This is a genomic window from Streptomyces yangpuensis (genome assembly GCF_024666385.1).
In the GTDB taxonomy this organism is placed as follows: domain Bacteria; phylum Actinomycetota; class Actinomycetes; order Streptomycetales; family Streptomycetaceae; genus Streptomyces; species Streptomyces yangpuensis.
In genome coordinates this window covers 5,281,617-5,298,108 of sequence record NZ_CP102514.1, presented here as the reverse complement: position 1 = coordinate 5,298,108, position 16,492 = coordinate 5,281,617, and the positions used below count along the sequence as shown (strand labels likewise).

The window sequence follows — 16,492 nt, the reverse complement described above, 5'->3', positions numbered from 1 at the left end:
CAGAAAGAACATTACCGGATGCCTGACCGTGCTCCAAAACGGGTATCCCGTGCCAGCAGCTCAGGCAGCCGGTCAAGGCCTTCGATCCGGTGCGCCCCCTCGGGGCCGGGGCCTCTGCGGCCGTCCCGGTCGATCCAGACGGCCAGCAGCCCGGCGTCGCGGGCCCCGCGCGCGTCGATCTCGGGCTGGTCCCCCACGTACGCCACGTCCTCCGGCGGCAGTCCGAGCGCCTCGCACGCGGCGAGGAAGGCCTCCGCCGCGGGCTTGCTGACGCCGAGCTCGACGGCGCAGACCAGCACCTCGAAACGCTCGCGCAGTCCGAGCCGGCGCAGCTTGGGGTCCTGGTTGGCCGTGGAGGAGTTGGAGAGCACGCCGTGGCGGTAGTCGGCGGCGAGGACGTCGAGGGCCGGCACGACGTCGGGGAAGAGGGTCCAGGCGGCCTTGTAGTGCTCCACGTACTGGTCGAACCACGCGTCGGCCTCGGCCGCCGTCATGCCGGGCTCGTCGAGGAACTCCCGCACCCGCTCCTGGCGCTGCCCCTGGAAGGTGCCCACCCCGGCGGCGAAGCGCGCCCAGTGCCGGTCGGTGATCTCCCGCCAGCGCGCGAGCGCCTGCGCGGGGGTCCCGTACCGCTCCGCGAGCCGGACGGCCTCCAGCTGCGCCGCGAGACCGGCCGCGTCGGCCCCCGTGTAGTCGAAGAGGGTGTCGTCGATGTCCCACAGCACGGCGCGGATCGGCATGTGCCAGAGCCTACGCCGCGGGCACCTCCGGGGTGGGCACGATCAGGAAGTCCGTCACGAAGGTCGGCGACACGGGCGTACGTCGCTGCGAGCCCGCCGGGGACAACGCCGCAGGGGGCGGCGGCCCGGGTTCGGGCGCCGCCCCCTGCGGGACGTGACGGTGCTGCCGCGGGTCAGCCGGCCAGCTTGGCGAGGGCCGCGTCGATGCGGGACAGCGAGCGCTCCTTGCCCAGGATCTCCAGGGACTCGAAGAGCGGCAGGCCGACCGTGCGGCCGGTGACGGCCACGCGGACCGGCGCCTGGGCCTTGCCGAGCTTGAGGCCGTGGGCCTCGCCGGCGGTCAGGACGGCCTGCTTGAGGGACTCCGGGTCCGACCAGTCGGCGTCGGCCAGCTTCTCGCGGGCGGTGGTCAGCAGGGCCGCCGGCTCGCCCTTCATCGCCTTGTCCCAGGAGGCCTGGTCCTCGACGGGCTCCTTGCGGAACAGGAAGTCCACGTTGGCGGTGATCTCCGACAGGACGCCCACGCGCGTCTGGGCGTACGGCGCGATGCGCTCCCAGGCCTCGCTGTCGAAGTCCTCCGGCTCCCAGTTGGCGTGCGGGGCCTGCAGCCACGGGGCGCAGCGGTCCGCGAACACCTTCGGGTCGAGCAGGCGGATGTGGTCGCCGTTGATCGACTCGGCCTTCTTCAGGTCGAAGCGCGCCGGGTTGGCGTTCACCCCGTCGATGTCGAACTTCTCGACCATCTGCTCGATGGAGAAGACGTCCTGGTCCTTGGAGAAGGACCAGCCGAGGAGCGAGAGGTAGTTCAGCAGGCCCTCGGGGAGGAAGCCGCGCTCGCGGTACAGGTTGAGCGAGGCCTCGGGGTCGCGCTTGGAGAGCTTCTTGTTGCCTTCGCCCATCACGTACGGCAGGTGGCCGAAGGCGGGGGTGCTCTTGGCGACGCCCAGCTCGATCAGCGCCTTGTAGAGGGCGATCTGGCGGGGGGTGGAGGAGAGCAGGTCCTCGCCGCGCAGGACGTGCGTGATCTCCATCAGCGCGTCGTCCACCGGGTTGACCAGGGTGTAGAGCGGGGCGCCGTTGGCCCGGACGATGCCGAAGTCCGGCACGTTGTCCGGGGTGAAGGTCAGCTCGCCGCGCACCAGGTCGGTGAAGGTGATGGGCTCGTCGGGCATCCGGAAGCGGACGATCGCGGGGCGGTGCTCGCCCTGGTACGCCTCGATCTGCACGGGGGTGAGCTCGCGGCAGTGGCCGTCGTAGCCGGAGGGCTTGCCGGCGGCGCGGGCGGCCGCGCGGCGGGCGTCGAGCTCCTCGGTGGAGCAGTAGCAGTGGTACGCGTAGCCGCCGTCGAGCAGCTTCTTCGCGACGTCCGCGTAGATGTCCATGCGCTCGGACTGACGGTACGGCGCGTGCGGACCGCCGACCTCGGGGCCCTCGTCCCAGGTGAAGCCGAGCCACCGCAGCGAGTCGAGCAGCTGAGCGTAGGACTCCTCGGAGTCGCGGGCCGCGTCGGTGTCCTCGATGCGGAAGACGAACGTGCCGCCGTGGTGGCGCGCGAACGCCCAGTTGAACAGGGCGGTGCGGACCAGACCCACGTGGGGGTTGCCGGTCGGGGAGGGACAGAAACGTACGCGGACAGGTCCGTTAACCACGCTTGATCACCTTGTTGGTGAGAGTGCCGATGCCTTCGATGGTGACGGCGACCTCGTCGCCGACGTTGAGGGGGCCGACTCCGGCCGGGGTCCCCGTGAGGATGACGTCGCCGGGGAGCAGCGTCATGGCCTCGGTGATGTGGACGACCAGGTCCTCGATGGAGCGGACCATGTCACTGGTGCGGCCCAGCTGGCGCTGCCGGCCGTTGACGGTGCACTGGATGGTCAGGTCGCCCGGGTCCAGGTCGGTCTCGATCCAGGGGCCGAGGGGGCAGGAACTGTCGAAGCCCTTGGCGCGGGCCCACTGCTTCTCGCGCTGCTGCACGTCGCGCGCCGTGACGTCGTTGGCGCAGGTGTAGCCGAGGATGACGTCCTTGACGCGCTCCCTGGGGACCTCGCGGCACATGCGGCCGATGACCACGGCGAGCTCCGCCTCGTGGTGGAGGTCCTGGGAGAAGGAGGGGTAGGTGATCGGGTCGCCCGGGCCGACCACGGAGGTGGACGGCTTGAAGAAGGTGATGGGGGCTTCGGGACGGCCTTGATCGTCAAGGATGGCGTTGCCGAGCTCCGCCGCGTGCTCCGCGTAGTTGCGGCCGATGGCCACGACCTTGTTCGGGAGCACGGGCGGCAGCAGGCGGACCTTGCTCAGCGGGACCTTCGTGCCCGAGAGCTCGAAGTCCGCGAACGGGATGCCCTTGATGATGTCGAGCACGAGCGACGCTTCGTTGCCGGGGGCGGCGTCGCCCTCGACCGCGCCGAACGCGACATTGCCGTCGATCGAGAACCTGGCGATGCGCACGTGTTGCGTCTGCCCCTCTGTATGTCCGCTGGCTGGAGTCTGCGGATCCCAGGCTAACGCGGCGGGCAGCGGCGCTTCACGTTCCGTGCGGGGCGGCTTACTGCGCGGCGGCGGCGACCGGCGCGTCCATGAGGACCGTGCGCCGGGGGTTGGCGGTCTGCGTCGGCAGCTCGACGGCGTGCTCCGGGGTGGCCGGTGCCGCCTGCAGCTCCTCGGCGTCCTTGAGGTGCGCGAGGGTGGTGCGGCGGGGGTTGGCTATGTTGCGGAACATCGTCGTCGTCTTCATCGGAGTACGGGGTCCTCGGTTCGCTCTGCGGATGTCGGCCGGCGCGGGCACCAGCCCTGGCCCAACCCTTCAATGGGCAAGGCTAAACATCTGAATCCCCTGGCGAACCGGGAAGTAATGGCCACGGCTATGTGAGTTTGCTCACCAGCGACCGGACATTACTTCCATAATGGACAGTCGATCACACGGACCGAAACGGACATTGCGCCACTGAATGCGCCATTCCGCTCCTGATCATCTCGACTGGGACACCTTGCCGACCATGTTGTTTGGATGACGTAAGTCCGATTTCAACCGAATGTGGTCGCACATCGCGTAGCGCGTCTGTTACGAGCCGTGACCGACTCTCCGGGCCGACACGCGCACCTTGTTGGAGATCCGCCACTGTGCTGGAATTCGCGGGACCGCCGCGGGACTCAGTCCGGCGCGCAGGTGGCGCGACTCAGCGCCGAGCGGCGGAGAGAAAGGGAGACGCGCCGGTCACCGACGACCACCATGGGGCCGAAAGTGCCCCACGACTCGACACCGTTCCGCCGGTCGCCCGGCGGGACGCCTGGTCCAGAGGTTGCGACGCTAGTGCAGGGACGATTCAAGAGGGATGGCAGCGCTGCGGCGGAGCAGGAGCCGCGCGGCGGGACCGACCGTGGCTCCTCGCCCCAGCACGCCCAGAACCGCGGGCCGGCTGTCGAAGGCGTGAGCCCCGACGCTTCCGCAGCGGTGAAGGCGAAGGGCCGCGTGAAGAGCCTGAAGGCCAAGTCCAAGGACAAGGCCGGGCCGGCTGAGCAGGACGCGGCGATACCGAAGGCCCCCAGTGGGCCCGGCTCCCGCCTCGCCATGCAGAACTGGCGCATCAGCACGCGACTCGTGTCGCTGCTGACCCTGCCGGTCGTCGCCGCCACCACGCTCGGTGGCTTCCGTATCAACGACTCGCTCAACGACATCGCGCAGCTCGAGCACATGCAGCTGCTGACGACGATGACGCGGCAGGCCACCAACCTGGCCGCCATGCTCCAGGAGGAGCGCGACCTCTCCGCGGGTCCGCTCTCGCTCTCCAAGGGCAAGACCAACAGCAGCGTCGAAGGTGCCCGCGCACAGACCGACACCGCCGCCAAGGCCTTCGCCGCCGCGACCGACAAGGTCGACAGCACCGGCGAGAAGGACGACACCCTCAAGTCGATCCGCAACAACGTGCTGCAGATCGGCCGTCAGATCGCGAACATCCAGACGGTCCGCGACAAGGCGTACGTCAACGGCGCCCAGCAGACCGTCAGCGAGTACAACGCGATGATCGTCTCGCTGCTCTCGCTCTCCCAGGACATGGCGCAGGCCACCTCCAACCCGGAGATGATCAAGCGTACGCGTGCCCTGGCCGCGTTCTCCGCCGCCAAGGAATACGCCTCCATCCAGCGCGCGATCATCGCCGCCTCGCTCCCCGAGACCTCGGACAAGCAGGGCAAGCTGGAGGAGAACGACCGCCTCTACGCCCTCTCCGCGCAGAAGGGCGAGCAGCAGTCGAAGACCACCTTCGAGCTCGTCTACCAGGGCCGCACCGAGGAGCTCCTCGCGGGTCTGGGCGACAGCAACTCCGAGATCTCCAGCGCCGACCACTACGCCCGCCGCGTGCTGGCCAGCCAGGACGCCTTCCTCCGCGAGAAGAACCGGTCCTGGCTGGACTGGTACGACGCGGACGGCACCAAGCTCCAGGCGATGAAGGTCATCGAGCTGACCCTGCTCGAGGAGATGGAGCAGAAGGCCCGTGAGCTGAAGAACGAGGCCCAGCAGGACGCCATCATCAACGGTGCCCTGATCCTCCTCGTCCTCGGTGTCTCCCTCGTCGGCGCCTTCGTCATGGCCCGCTCGATGATCCGCTCGCTGCGCCGCCTGCAGGACACCGCGACGCGCGTCGCCCAGGACCGTCTGCCCGAGCTCGTCAAGCAGCTGTCCGAGTCCGACCCGCAGGACGTGGACACGTCCGTGGAGTCGGTCGGTCTGCACACCCGCGACGAGATCGGCCAGGTGGCCGCGGCCTTCGACGACGTGCACCGCGAGGCCGTCCGCCTCGCCGCCGAGCAGGCCCTCCTGCGGGGCAACGTCAACGCGATGTTCACCAACCTCTCGCGCCGCTCGCAGGGCCTCATCCAGCGTCAGCTCTCGCTCATCTCCGAACTGGAGTCGCGCGAGGCCGACCCGGACCAGCTGTCCTCCCTCTTCAAGCTCGACCACCTCGCGACCCGCATGCGCCGTAACGGCGAAAACCTCCTCGTCCTCGCGGGCGAGGAGCCGGGCCGCCGGTGGACCCGCCCCGTTCCGCTGGTCGACGTGCTCCGCGCCGCCGCGTCCGAGGTGGAGCAGTACGAGCGCGTCGAGCTGGCCTCGGTGCCCGGCACCGACGTCGCCGGCCGCGTCGTCAACGACCTCGTGCACGTGCTCGCAGAGCTGCTGGAGAACGCCACCTCGTTCTCCTCCCCGCAGACCAAGGTCAAGGTCACCGGTCACGCGCTGCCCGACGGCCGCGTGCTCGTCGAGATCCACGACACCGGCATCGGTCTCTCGCCGGAGGACCTCGCCGCGATCAACGAGCGACTGGCGTCGCCGCCCACCGTGGACGTCTCCGTCTCCCGGCGCATGGGTCTGTTCGTGGTCGGCCGCCTGTCCCTGCGACACGGCATCCGCATCCAGCTGCGCCCCTCCGACTCGGGCGGTACGACGGCCCTCGTCATGCTCCCGGTGGACGTCGCCCAGGGCGGCAAGAAGCCGGGTCCGACGCCCGGCCAGGGCGGCGCCCAGGGCGCCCCCGGTGCCCAGGCCTCCGTGCCCGGTCCGGGCGGACGTCCCTCCGTGGGCCAGAGCCCGCAGCGCGGGCAGGTCGGCGGCGGTCAGCGTGCCGCGCTCCCCGGCCGCGACGGTGCCGGCCAGCGTCCGCAGGGCGGACGGCCGCAGGGCGGACCGCAGGGCGGTCCCGGTGCTCCCGGTGCCCGTCCCCAGCAGGGTGGTCCGACCACCGCCGGCCAGGGCCAGGGCGCCTTCGGCTCCGGCGCTCCGCTGCCGACCCGCGGCCCGGTGCCCAGTGTCGGCTTCGGCGGCAACACCCAGGCCCGTCCGGCGTCCTCCGGTGCCTCCGGCTTCCAGCAGGGCAGCGGTTTCGAGCGTCCGCAGCAGCCCCAGCCGCAGCAGGCCCAGCAGCAGGCCCCGCAGCAGCCCGGTCCCGGGGCTGCGGCCCCTGGCGGTCCGCGGCCGCAGCTGCCGCCGCGCGGTGGCGCCGCCGGCGGCCGTCCGGAGCTGCCCGGCCCGCAGACCACCAGCTGGGGTTCCGACCAGGCCCGCGGCCACGACGAGCTCTCGGGCCCCGGCTCGACGGCCGAGTTCGCGCGCCCGGACTTCAACGCGCCGATGCCCCAGGGCGACGGCATGGGCAGCACCACCGGCCAGTTCGAGCGTCCGGACGTACGGGGCCCCATCGACCCGTCCTCCACCGGCCAGTTCGAGCGCCCGGGCTACCAGCCCCAGCGGCCGGGCGGCCCCGGCGTCGGCGGGTTCGCCCGCCAGCCGCAGGCCCCGCAGCAGCCGCAGGCTCCGCAGGGCGGCGAGTACGCACCCGTACCGCCCGCGCGGTCCGAGGCCCCGCGGCTGCCGCAGGCGCACCGGCCGGAGGCACTGCCCCCGGCCCAGAGCGCCGGCGACGCCCGCAGCCCGATCTTCGACACGCTGGAGTCGAACTGGTTCCGCGAGGAGGGGCAGCAGTCCCCCGCGCAGGTCCCGGCGGTACCCCAGCAGCCGCAGCAGTCCGCTCCGCCGGCCCCTGCCCCGCAGCAGCAGCTGCCGCAGCGCGGCCAGGAGCAGGCGGCCGAGTCCTCCCACACGGCGACCGGCGCCATGCCGACCGTCAGCTGGAAGTCCTCGCCGAACGACGAGCTGATGCGGCAGGCCGAGCGCGTGCGCCAGCCCGCCGCCGGCGGAATCACGACCTCGGGGCTGCCCCGCCGGGTCCCGCGGGCGAACCTCGTGGCCGGCACCGCGCAGCAGCAGTCCGAGGCGCAGGCGGGTCCGCAGGTCTCCCGGGCGCCGGACGACGTCCGCGGCCGTCTGACCAACCTCCGACGCGGTATCCAGCAGGGCCGTCAGGCTGGCAACAACAGCCAGGCGACCGGCAGTTACCACATCGACCCCACTTACCAGCAGGAGCGTTAGTTGAGTTCGATGAGCCAGGCGGCACAGAACCTGAACTGGTTGATCACCAACTTCGTGGACAACACCCCCGGGGTGTCGCACACGGTGGTGGTCTCCGCCGACGGCCTCCTTCTGGCGATGTCCGACGGGTTCCCCCGCGACCGCGCGGATCAGCTGGCGGCCGTGGCCTCCGGTCTGACCTCGCTGACCGCCGGTGCCTCCCGCATCTTCGAGGGTGGCGCCGTCAACCAGACCGTGGTCGAGATGGACCGGGGCTTCCTGTTCCTCATGTCCGTCTCCGACGGATCCTCGCTGGCCGTACTGGCGCACCCGGAGTGCGACATCGGCCTCGTGGGCTACGAGATGGCTCTTCTGGTGGATCGCGCGGGCAGTGTCCTCACCCCGGACCTGCGCGCCGAACTGCAGGGAAGCCTGCTCGGCTGACTTCCCCTCTCCCGGCCGGACGGTACTACCGGCCGGGAGACCGGGGCCTCCGCCCCGGAATCCAGTACCACCGCCAGGCCGTCATACCGTTCCCCCCACCGGCCGCCCCGTCAGACGGCACGCTGACCACTGCTGTCCAGCCCGGAGGATCCATGACCCCGCCCCCCGCCTACCCCGATGCGTACGGAGATTCGTACTCGGAAGGCGATCAGCCGTTGGTGCGTCCCTACGCGATGACCGGCGGCCGGACCCGGCCCCGCTACCAGCTCGCCATCGAGGCGCTGGTCAGCACCACCGCCGATCCGATGCACCTGTCCGGCCTGCTCCCCGAGCACCAGCGCATCTGCACGCTGTGCCGTGAGGTCAAGTCGGTCGCCGAGGTCTCCGCGCTGCTTTCCATGCCGCTCGGTGTGGCTCGCATCCTCGTCGCCGACCTGGCGGAGGCCGGCATGGTGGCCATCCACCAGCCGGGCAACGGAGAGGCCGGCGGCACGCCGGATGTAACACTGCTCGAAAGGGTGCTCAGTGGCCTTCGGAACATCTAGCGGAGCGGCTCCCCGCTCCACCACCTCCGCGAAGATCGTGGTGGCGGGCGGCTTCGGCGTGGGCAAGACCACGTTCGTCGGAGCCGTGTCCGAGATCAACCCGCTGCGCACCGAAGCGGTCATGACCAGCGCCTCGGCCGGCATCGACGACCTCACGCACACGGGTGACAAGACGACCACCACGGTCGCCATGGACTTCGGACGCATCACGCTCGACCAGGACCTGATCCTGTACCTGTTCGGCACGCCCGGCCAGGACCGCTTCTGGTTCATGTGGGACGACCTGGTCCGCGGCGCCATCGGTGCCATCGTGCTGGTCGACACGCGCCGCCTCGCCGACTGCTTCCCCGCGGTCGACTACTTCGAGAACAGCGGCCTGCCGTTCGTCGTGGCGCTCAACGGCTTCGAGGGACACCAGCCGTACACGCCGGAGGAGGTCCGCGAGGCCCTGCAGATCGGTCCCGGCGCCCCCATCATCACCACCGACGCCCGCCACCGCGCGGACGCCAAGAGCGCGCTCATCACGCTCGTCGAGCACGCCCTCATGGCGCGGCTCAAGTAGCGGAGCGGCTCCAACTGCCGCACGGGAGGGGCGGGCTGTGTCGTATGACACGGCCCGCCCCTGTCGTTCATAACGTTTCGACAGAGAATTGAAGCCAATTGGCAACGGGATGCGTTCGGCCGGTGCCACTGCGCTCACAACCACCCCGGCTTTTGCCGCAGGACGCTCTTTATGTCCGGTTTATGTGAGGCGTAGGTCTCTGGAACCCGCGGATTTCAACTGTTTGGAACAGGACCGTCAACCGTGCTGGAATTCAACGAACTAGCTAGTAGCACCGCCGAGAGGTTGTTGGTCGAGTGAGGCGAAGCAACGCAAGCCCCGCGGATGAACCCGCGCGCGGCAACTTCACCCCGCCGCCGCGAGCGGCCGCGTCGCCCGCCGACGTGCCCGTGGAACCGCCTGTGAAGAGCGGGAGCACCAGCCGGTTCTCCCCGCGCAACTGGCGCGTGCCGACCCGCCTGAACGCCATCCTGCTCGTGCCGGCCCTCGTGGGCCTGGTCATGGGCGGGTTCCAGGTGAAGGGCTCCGTCGACACGTGGAACGAGGCCAAGGACGCCGAGCAGATAGCCCGGGTCGTCCAGGCAGCCTCGGAATACAGCCAGGCACTGCTCAATGAGCGTGACCTCACGGCCGAGCCGCTCCTGAACGGCCTCACCAAGGACGACAAGGTCACCAAGGCCTACGCGGACACCACCGCGGCCAAGGAGAAGTTCGACAAGGCCGTCCAGGACCTGCCCGAGAACCAGGGCATGGAGCGGCGTCTGGAGCTCTTCCGCACCGAGGAGCCCAAGCTGACGGACGTCCGTCAGACGGCGTACCAGGCCGGGATCGAGAGCCCCAAGAAGAACCCGCCCACTTCGTTCGGCCCCATCCCGACCGAAGAGGGCTACGTCACGGTCCAGCACTACCTGATGCAGTTCGCCAACGAGCTGGGTCTCGGCACCGGCAACGTGACCTCGTACGGCCGCATGGTCTACGCGATCCAGCTGGCCAAGGCGGCGAACTCCCTCCAGCGCTCCGTCGGCACGCACCTGCTGGTGCGCCCCAGCAACGACGAGAACACCCGCAAGGCCCAGCTCGTCGCCTTCTCCTCCTATGCCTACCTCGAGGAAATCGCCATCGGCGAGTACGTCGCGGCGGGTACCGAGGAGGACGTGACCCGTCTGAAGACGGTCATGGGGAAGAAGTCCGAGGAGGGCGCCGCCAAGCTCGCCGAGGCCAAGGCCGCCGCCGAGCAGGCCGGTACCCCCTTCAAGTCCCCGCCCGTGTCGCAGACCAACAAGTCGATCCTCACGGGTATGACCGAGGCCATCGCCAGCGGCGAGCCCAAGAAGAAGGTCATCGACGGCGGCACCACTCCGGCTGCCTGGCAGTACGCCGCCACCGCCAAGTTCGACGGCTACGACGAGATCGAGAAGGAACTCCTCGAGAAGGCCGTCACCGACGCCGTCGCGGTCTCCGACGACGCCCGCACCGACGCCATCACCAACGGTGCCATCGTGGTCGTGGCCCTCCTCGCCGCCTTCATCCTGGCCGGCATGATGGCCCGCCAGATGGGCCGTGCGATGGGCCGCCTGCGCACCGCCGCCTTCGACATCGCCGAGCAGCGCCTGCCGTCGCTCGTCGACCAGCTCTCGCGCACCGATCCGGGCAAGGTCGACACCCGTGTCCACCCCATCCCGATCGACTCCCAGGACGAGATCGGCGAGGTCGCCCGCGCCTTCGACCAGGTCCACCGGGAAGCGGTCCGGCTCGCCGCCGAGCAGGCGCTCCTGCGAGGCAACGTCAACGCGATCTTCACGAACCTCTCCATGCGCAACCAGTCGCTGATCGAGGGCCAGCTGACCCTCATCACCGACCTGGAGAACAACGAGGCCGACCCGGACCAGCTGGAGAACCTCTTCCGCCTGGACCACCTGGCCACCCGTATGCGCCGCAACGGCGAGAACCTCCTCATCCTCGCGGGTGAGGAGCCGGGACGCCGCTGGGACCAGCCCGTGCCCCTCGTGGACGTGCTCCGCGCCGCCTCCTCCGAGGTGGAGCAGTACGAGCGCATCGAGCTCTCCGGTGTCTCCGAGGCCGAGATCCACGGCCAGGCCGTGACCGACCTCGTGCACCTGCTCGCCGAGCTGCTGGAGAACGCCACCACGTTCTCCTCCCCGCAGACCAAGGTCCGCGTCAACGCCACGCGTCTGCCCGACGGCCGTGTGATGGTCGAGATCCACGACAAGGGCATCGGCCTCACCGCCGAGGACTTCGCGGACATCAACCACAAGCTCGCCAACCCGCCGACCGTGGACGCCGCGATCTCGCAGCGCATGGGTCTGTTCGTGGTCGGCCGGCTGGCGGACCGCCACAACATCCGCGTCCAGCTGCGCCCCTCGGGCGAGGCGGCCGGCACCACCTCGCTGATCATGCTTCCCGACGCCATCACGCACGGTGGCGGTGGCGAGGGCATCCCGGACGACGACTTCACGGTCTCGCAGATCATTCCGGAGCAGCAGGCCCAGCAGGCCGCCCCGATGCGTACGGCCGCGGAGCTCGGCTTCGACGACTCGCGCTACGAGCAGGGCGGCGAGGCGCGCGGCCTCGACCCGGTCGGGCGTTCGCTCGGCCGCGAGGAGCGGCGCGCCGCGCTGGAGGCCCAGGTCGGCTTCCCGCAGGAGCAGCAGTACGCCGACCAGGGCGGCCAGGACTATCCGGAACCTCAGCCGGAGCACGGCTACCAGCCGTACCAGGGCTACGAGCAGCAGTCCGAGCAGGGATACGAACCCGCGTACGACGGACAGCGCCAGGAGCAGGGGTACGAGGCGTACCCGCAGCAGGACTACGCCTATACGGAAGACGGCTACCCGGACCAGCAGTCGAACACTCAGGGCTACGACGACGGCTACGAAAGCCGGTCGGCGCAGGCCGAGTGGCCCGAGCAGAACACGTATCCGGCTGCCTACCAGCAGGATTACGGGACTGAATCGGAATCCCAGGCCGTCCCCGAACCGGCCGCGGAGCGCGTAGGCTTCGACCGTCCGGGCGCCGCTGCCGACACCGGTCACGAAATGACCGGAGCGGGCCTGCCGCGACGCGGCAGCCAGCAGCAGTGGCAGCCGGCACAGCAGGAAGCGGAGTCCCCCGGGTCCCTCTTCGAGCAGCGGCCGCAGCGTCAGCGGCAGGCCGCGGCGCCGGAGCAGGACCAGGACGGTGGCACGGGTTGGCGCTCGGGCAATGACGAGCGCTGGCAGCAGGCCGCCAAACTCCGTGAGCCGAAGGCGGGCGGGGTCACCTCGTCCGGTCTCCCTCGGCGCGTGCCCAAGGCCAACCTGGTCGAGGGCGCAGCGGAGACGACCCCGCAGGGCGGCCCCCAGGTCTCCCGCGCTCCGGAGGACGTCCGCGGCAGGTTGAGCAACCTGCGGCGGGGTGTCCAGCAGGGACGCAGCGCGGGTACTGAGCAGTCAAGTAACAGCTATGACCAGGAGCGTTAGTGTGAGCCCGATGAGCCAGGCGGCACAGAACCTGAACTGGTTGATCACCAATTTCGTGGACAACACCCCCGGGGTGTCGCACACGGTGGTGGTCTCCGCCGACGGCCTTCTTCTGGCGATGTCCGACGGATTTCCGCGCGACCGCGCCGATCAGCTGGCGGCCGTGGCCTCCGGTCTGACCTCGCTGACCGCCGGTGCCTCCCGCATCTTCGAGGGTGGCGCCGTCAACCAGACCGTGGTCGAGATGGACCGGGGCTTCCTGTTCCTGATGTCCGTCTCCGACGGATCGTCCCTCGCGGTGCTGGCGCACCCGGAGTGCGACATCGGCCTCGTGGGCTACGAGATGGCCCTTCTGGTGGATCGTGCGGGCAGTGTCCTGACCCCGGACTTGCGCGCCGAACTGCAGGGAAGCCTTCTCAACTAGCAAACAGGCAGTGCGTTTCGCGCCATCGCACCGTAGGGTGCGGTGGCGCGGTTCCACAGGGAGTACTGCGTTCTTGGAGTCGGAGGAGGAGACGTGACAACACCCGGAGGACATCCTTATGGCGGCGCGCAGCAGCCGCAGGGTGGGCACGACCAGAACCGCTTCAACTTTCCCTCCGCGCCAAGCCGGCCCATGCCGGAGCAGAACCCCTACCAGCAGTACGGGCAGCCCCAGATGCCCGCGCAGGCGCCTCCGCGCGCCGCGCGGCAGCCGGCCCCGAAGGCCCACAACCCGCTGGTGCGCCCGTACGCGATGACCGGCGGCCGTACTCGGCCGCGCTACCAGCTCGCCATCGAGGCGCTGGTCAGTACCACGGCGGATCCCGCGCGTCTGCAAGGGCAGTTGCCCGAGCACCAGCGCATCTGCCGCCTGTGCCAGGAGATCAAATCCGTCGCGGAGATCTCGGCACTTCTCTCCATTCCTCTTGGTGTCGCCCGCATCCTCGTAGCCGACCTGGCGGAGGCGGGCCTTGTCGCCATTCACCAGCCCGGCGGCGACGAGTCTGCCGGTGGCCAGCCAGACGTGACACTGCTCGAAAGGGTGCTCAGTGGACTTCGCAAGCTCTAACGGCGGAGCGGCTCCCCGCTCCACCACCTCCGCGAAGATCGTGGTGGCGGGCGGCTTCGGCGTGGGCAAGACCACGTTCGTCGGAGCCGTGTCCGAGATCAACCCGCTGCGCACCGAAGCCGTAATGACGTCCGCGAGCGCGGGCATCGACGACCTCACCCACACCGGTGACAAGACGACCACCACGGTCGCCATGGACTTCGGACGCATCACGCTCGACCAGGACCTGATCCTGTACCTGTTCGGCACGCCCGGCCAGGACCGCTTCTGGTTCATGTGGGACGACCTGGTCCGCGGCGCCATCGGCGCCGTCGTGCTGGTCGACACGCGCCGCCTCGCCGACTGCTTCCCCGCGGTCGACTACTTCGAGAACAGCGGCCTGCCCTTCGTCATCGCCCTCAACGGCTTCGACGGGCACCAGCCGTACACGCCGGAGGAAGTCCGCGAGGCCCTGCAGATCGGCCCGGACGCTCCCATCATCACCACCGACGCCCGCCATCGCGCGGACGCCAAGAGCGCGCTCATCACGCTCGTCGAGCACGCCCTCATGGCGCGCCTGCGGTAGGAACCGTCGCGCACCCCGACAGGCCCCTGTGTCCACGACGCGGGGGCCTTCGCCATGGGCCGCCTCCCGGGGCGCCTGCACGGGGGGTACGCACGGGACGGTACGCGGAAGGCCCCGCACCCTGGACGGGTGCGGGGCCTTCTCGGCGGATTGCGTGAGCCGGGGGCTCAGCCCTGCCAGCTGTGCGGGGCGCGGAAGCCCGGGGTGCGCTCCAGGCGGCGCCAGCCGGCCTGGCGCGGCAGGCGGACCGCCGCCTGCTCGGGGGTGGCGGCGGCGCGGGCGAGCAGGATCGCGGTGATCGCGGCCAGCTCTTCGGGCGCCGCGGTGCCCTTCTCGACGCGGAGCAGGGTGTCAGAGGTGTTGGTCATGGGGTGGCAGATCTCCTTCGCGGTTACTGCGGCGGGTTGCCGTGCTTGCGGGACGGCAGATCGGCGTGCTTGTTGCGGAGCATCGCGAGGGCGCTGACGAGCACCTCGCGGGTCTCGGCGGGGTCGATGACGTCGTCGACGAGGCCGCGCTCGGCCGCGTAGTACGGGTGCATCAGCTCGGACTTGTACTCCTTGACCATGCGCACGCGCATGGCCTCGGGGTCCTCGGCGTCCGCGATCTGCTTGCGGAAGATGACGTTGGCCGCGCCCTCGGCGCCCATCACGGCGATCTCGTTGGTGGGCCAGGCGTAGGTGATGTCGGCTCCGATGGACTGGGAGTCCATGACGATGTACGCGCCGCCGTAGGCCTTGCGCAGGATCAGCGAGATCCGCGGGACGGTGGCGTTGCAGTACGCGTACAGCAGCTTGGCGCCGTGGCGGATGATGCCGCCGTGCTCCTGGTCGACGCCCGGGAGGAAGCCGGGGACGTCCAGCAGCGTGATGATCGGGATGTTGAAGGCGTCGCACATCTGGACGAAGCGCGCCGACTTCTCGGAGGCCTCGATGTCGAGGACGCCGGCGAGGTGGGCGGGCTGGTTGGCGACGATGCCGACGACCTGTCCGTCCATGCGCGCCAGGGCGCAGATGATGTTGCGGGCCCAGCGCTCGTGGATCTCCAGGACGTCGCCGTCGTCGACGAGCTCCTCGATGACCTTGTGCATGTCGTACGGGCGGTTGCCGTCCGCGGGGACCAGGTCCAGGAGGACCTCGCTGCGGCGGTCCGCCGGGTCGCTCGTCTCGTGGACGGGCGGGTTCTCGCGGTTGTTCGAGGGGAGCATCGAGATGAGGTAGCGCACCTCGGAGATGCAGGTCTCCTCGTCGTCGTACGCGAAGTGCGCGACGCCCGAGGTCTCGGCGTGCACGTCGGCGCCGCCGAGGCCGTTCTGGGTGATCTCCTCACCGGTCACCGCGCGGACCACATCCGGGCCGGTGATGAACATCTGCGAGGTGTCGCGGACCATGAAGACGAAGTCGGTCAGGGCCGGGGAGTACGCGGCTCCGCCGGCGCACGGGCCGAGCATCACCGAGATCTGCGGGATGACGCCCGAGGCCTTGGTGTTGCGCTGGAAGATGCCGCCGTAGCCGGCGAGGGCGGAGACGCCCTCCTGGATACGGGCGCCGGCGCCGTCGTTGAGGGAGACCAGCGGGGCACCGGCCGCGATGGCCATGTCCATGATCTTGTGGATCTTGGTGGCGTGGGCTTCGCCGAGGGCGCCGCCGAAGATCCGGAAGTCGTGGGCGTAGACGAAGACCGTGCGGCCCTCGACCGTGCCCCAGCCGGTGATGACACCGTCGGTGTACGGCTTCTTGTTCTCGAGGCCGAAGCCGGTCGCCCGGTGGCGGCGCAGCTGCTCGACCTCCCTGAAGGACCCTTCGTCGAGGAGCAGTGCGATGCGCTCGCGCGCCGTCAGCTTGCCCTTCGCGTGCTGGGCCTCGGTCGCACGGTCACTCGGTCCACGCCGCGCCTGCTCGCGCAGGGAGTGCAGCTCGGCCACGCGCCCACGGGCGTCCGTCGGCTCGCTCGGGATCTGGTCCACAACGGTCATGTACCGACCTTACGAAGATCGTGATGAAAAACCTCCGTTCATTCCGCACAGTCTCGGGAGTCTTCCGCTGTCCGGCCCGCACAGAACAGCCCTGGGAATTAAGGACTCCGCCAGATGGGGCCATCCCCGCTTGTAGGACCTTCACAGAAATCACCGACACCCCGGATAGTGGTTGAAATTTGAACGGAATGGTTCTAGTGTCTCTGGTGTCGAGGTCGTTGAACATTCAA

Annotated in this window: 14 protein-coding genes; 8 read left to right on the top strand and 6 right to left on the bottom strand. The window is 69.9% G+C overall.

Features of this window, described 5'->3' with window-relative positions; all coding sequences use genetic code 11:
* Positions 1-11: 11 nt before the first annotated feature.
* The 4 genes from NRK68_RS24375 to NRK68_RS24360 all read right to left on the bottom strand — a co-directional run bounded on the left by NRK68_RS24375 (position 12) and on the right by NRK68_RS24360 (position 3,474).
* Positions 12-740 carry an HAD family hydrolase gene (locus NRK68_RS24375; protein WP_183068595.1) on the bottom strand — a complete coding sequence of 243 codons (729 nt, stop codon included), beginning with the start codon at positions 738-740 and terminating at the stop codon, positions 12-14.
* Between the two features lie 173 nt (positions 741-913).
* Entirely contained in the window at positions 914-2,389 is a 1,476-nt protein-coding gene (gltX, locus tag NRK68_RS24370) for a glutamate--tRNA ligase (protein WP_183068594.1), read from the bottom strand.
* Positions 2,382-3,188 carry a fumarylacetoacetate hydrolase family protein gene (locus NRK68_RS24365; RefSeq protein WP_183068593.1) on the bottom strand — a complete coding sequence of 269 codons (807 nt, stop codon included), beginning with the start codon at positions 3,186-3,188 and terminating at the stop codon, positions 2,382-2,384. Before NRK68_RS24365 ends, gltX begins: the two co-directional genes overlap by 8 nt.
* 97 nt (positions 3,189-3,285) lie before the next feature.
* On the bottom strand, positions 3,286-3,474 hold the full coding sequence (locus tag NRK68_RS24360) for a hypothetical protein (RefSeq protein ID WP_030029864.1): 189 nt from the start codon (positions 3,472-3,474) through the stop codon (positions 3,286-3,288).
* A 576-nt stretch (positions 3,475-4,050) separates the two neighbouring features.
* Here NRK68_RS24360 and NRK68_RS24355 point away from each other — a divergent pair.
* From NRK68_RS24355 to NRK68_RS24320, 8 genes are all read left to right on the top strand, one after another.
* Complete coding sequence (locus tag NRK68_RS24355; protein WP_257856701.1) at positions 4,051-7,662, top strand: nitrate- and nitrite sensing domain-containing protein; 3,612 nt, start codon at positions 4,051-4,053, stop codon at positions 7,660-7,662.
* Positions 7,663-7,671: 9 nt separating this feature from the next.
* A complete protein-coding gene (locus tag NRK68_RS24350; protein ID WP_030846990.1) occupies positions 7,672-8,085 on the top strand; it encodes a roadblock/LC7 domain-containing protein in 414 nt (137 codons plus the stop codon).
* Positions 8,086-8,237: 152 nt separating this feature from the next.
* On the top strand, positions 8,238-8,630 hold the full coding sequence (locus NRK68_RS24345) for a DUF742 domain-containing protein (protein ID WP_030037344.1): 393 nt from the start codon (positions 8,238-8,240) through the stop codon (positions 8,628-8,630).
* Positions 8,611-9,192 (top strand): GTP-binding protein, encoded by a 582-nt coding sequence (locus NRK68_RS24340; RefSeq protein ID WP_046776286.1) that lies wholly within the window; start codon positions 8,611-8,613, stop codon positions 9,190-9,192. Before NRK68_RS24345 ends, NRK68_RS24340 begins: the two co-directional genes overlap by 20 nt.
* 296 nt (positions 9,193-9,488) lie before the next feature.
* Entirely contained in the window at positions 9,489-12,671 is a 3,183-nt protein-coding gene (locus NRK68_RS24335) for a sensor histidine kinase (RefSeq protein WP_183068591.1), read from the top strand.
* 10 nt (positions 12,672-12,681) lie between these two features.
* Positions 12,682-13,095 (top strand): roadblock/LC7 domain-containing protein, encoded by a 414-nt coding sequence (locus NRK68_RS24330; RefSeq protein ID WP_030037347.1) that lies wholly within the window; start codon positions 12,682-12,684, stop codon positions 13,093-13,095.
* A gap of 93 nt (positions 13,096-13,188) precedes the next feature.
* The gene (locus NRK68_RS24325) at positions 13,189-13,722 is read left to right on the top strand and encodes a DUF742 domain-containing protein (protein WP_183068590.1); all 534 of its coding nucleotides are present in this window, start codon (positions 13,189-13,191) and stop codon (positions 13,720-13,722) included.
* Positions 13,703-14,287 carry a GTP-binding protein gene (locus tag NRK68_RS24320; protein WP_007266770.1) on the top strand — a complete coding sequence of 195 codons (585 nt, stop codon included), beginning with the start codon at positions 13,703-13,705 and terminating at the stop codon, positions 14,285-14,287. Before NRK68_RS24325 ends, NRK68_RS24320 begins: the two co-directional genes overlap by 20 nt.
* Before the next feature lie 167 nt (positions 14,288-14,454).
* Here NRK68_RS24320 and NRK68_RS24315 read toward each other — a convergent pair whose 3' ends face one another.
* The gene (locus tag NRK68_RS24315; RefSeq protein ID WP_183068589.1) at positions 14,455-14,655 is read right to left on the bottom strand and encodes an acyl-CoA carboxylase subunit epsilon; all 201 of its coding nucleotides are present in this window, start codon (positions 14,653-14,655) and stop codon (positions 14,455-14,457) included.
* A 23-nt stretch (positions 14,656-14,678) separates the two neighbouring features.
* Positions 14,679-16,262: an acyl-CoA carboxylase subunit beta gene (locus NRK68_RS24310; RefSeq protein ID WP_030958489.1), complete on the bottom strand. Its 1,584-nt coding sequence runs from the start codon at positions 16,260-16,262 to the stop codon at positions 14,679-14,681.
* Positions 16,263-16,492 lie beyond the last annotated feature (230 nt).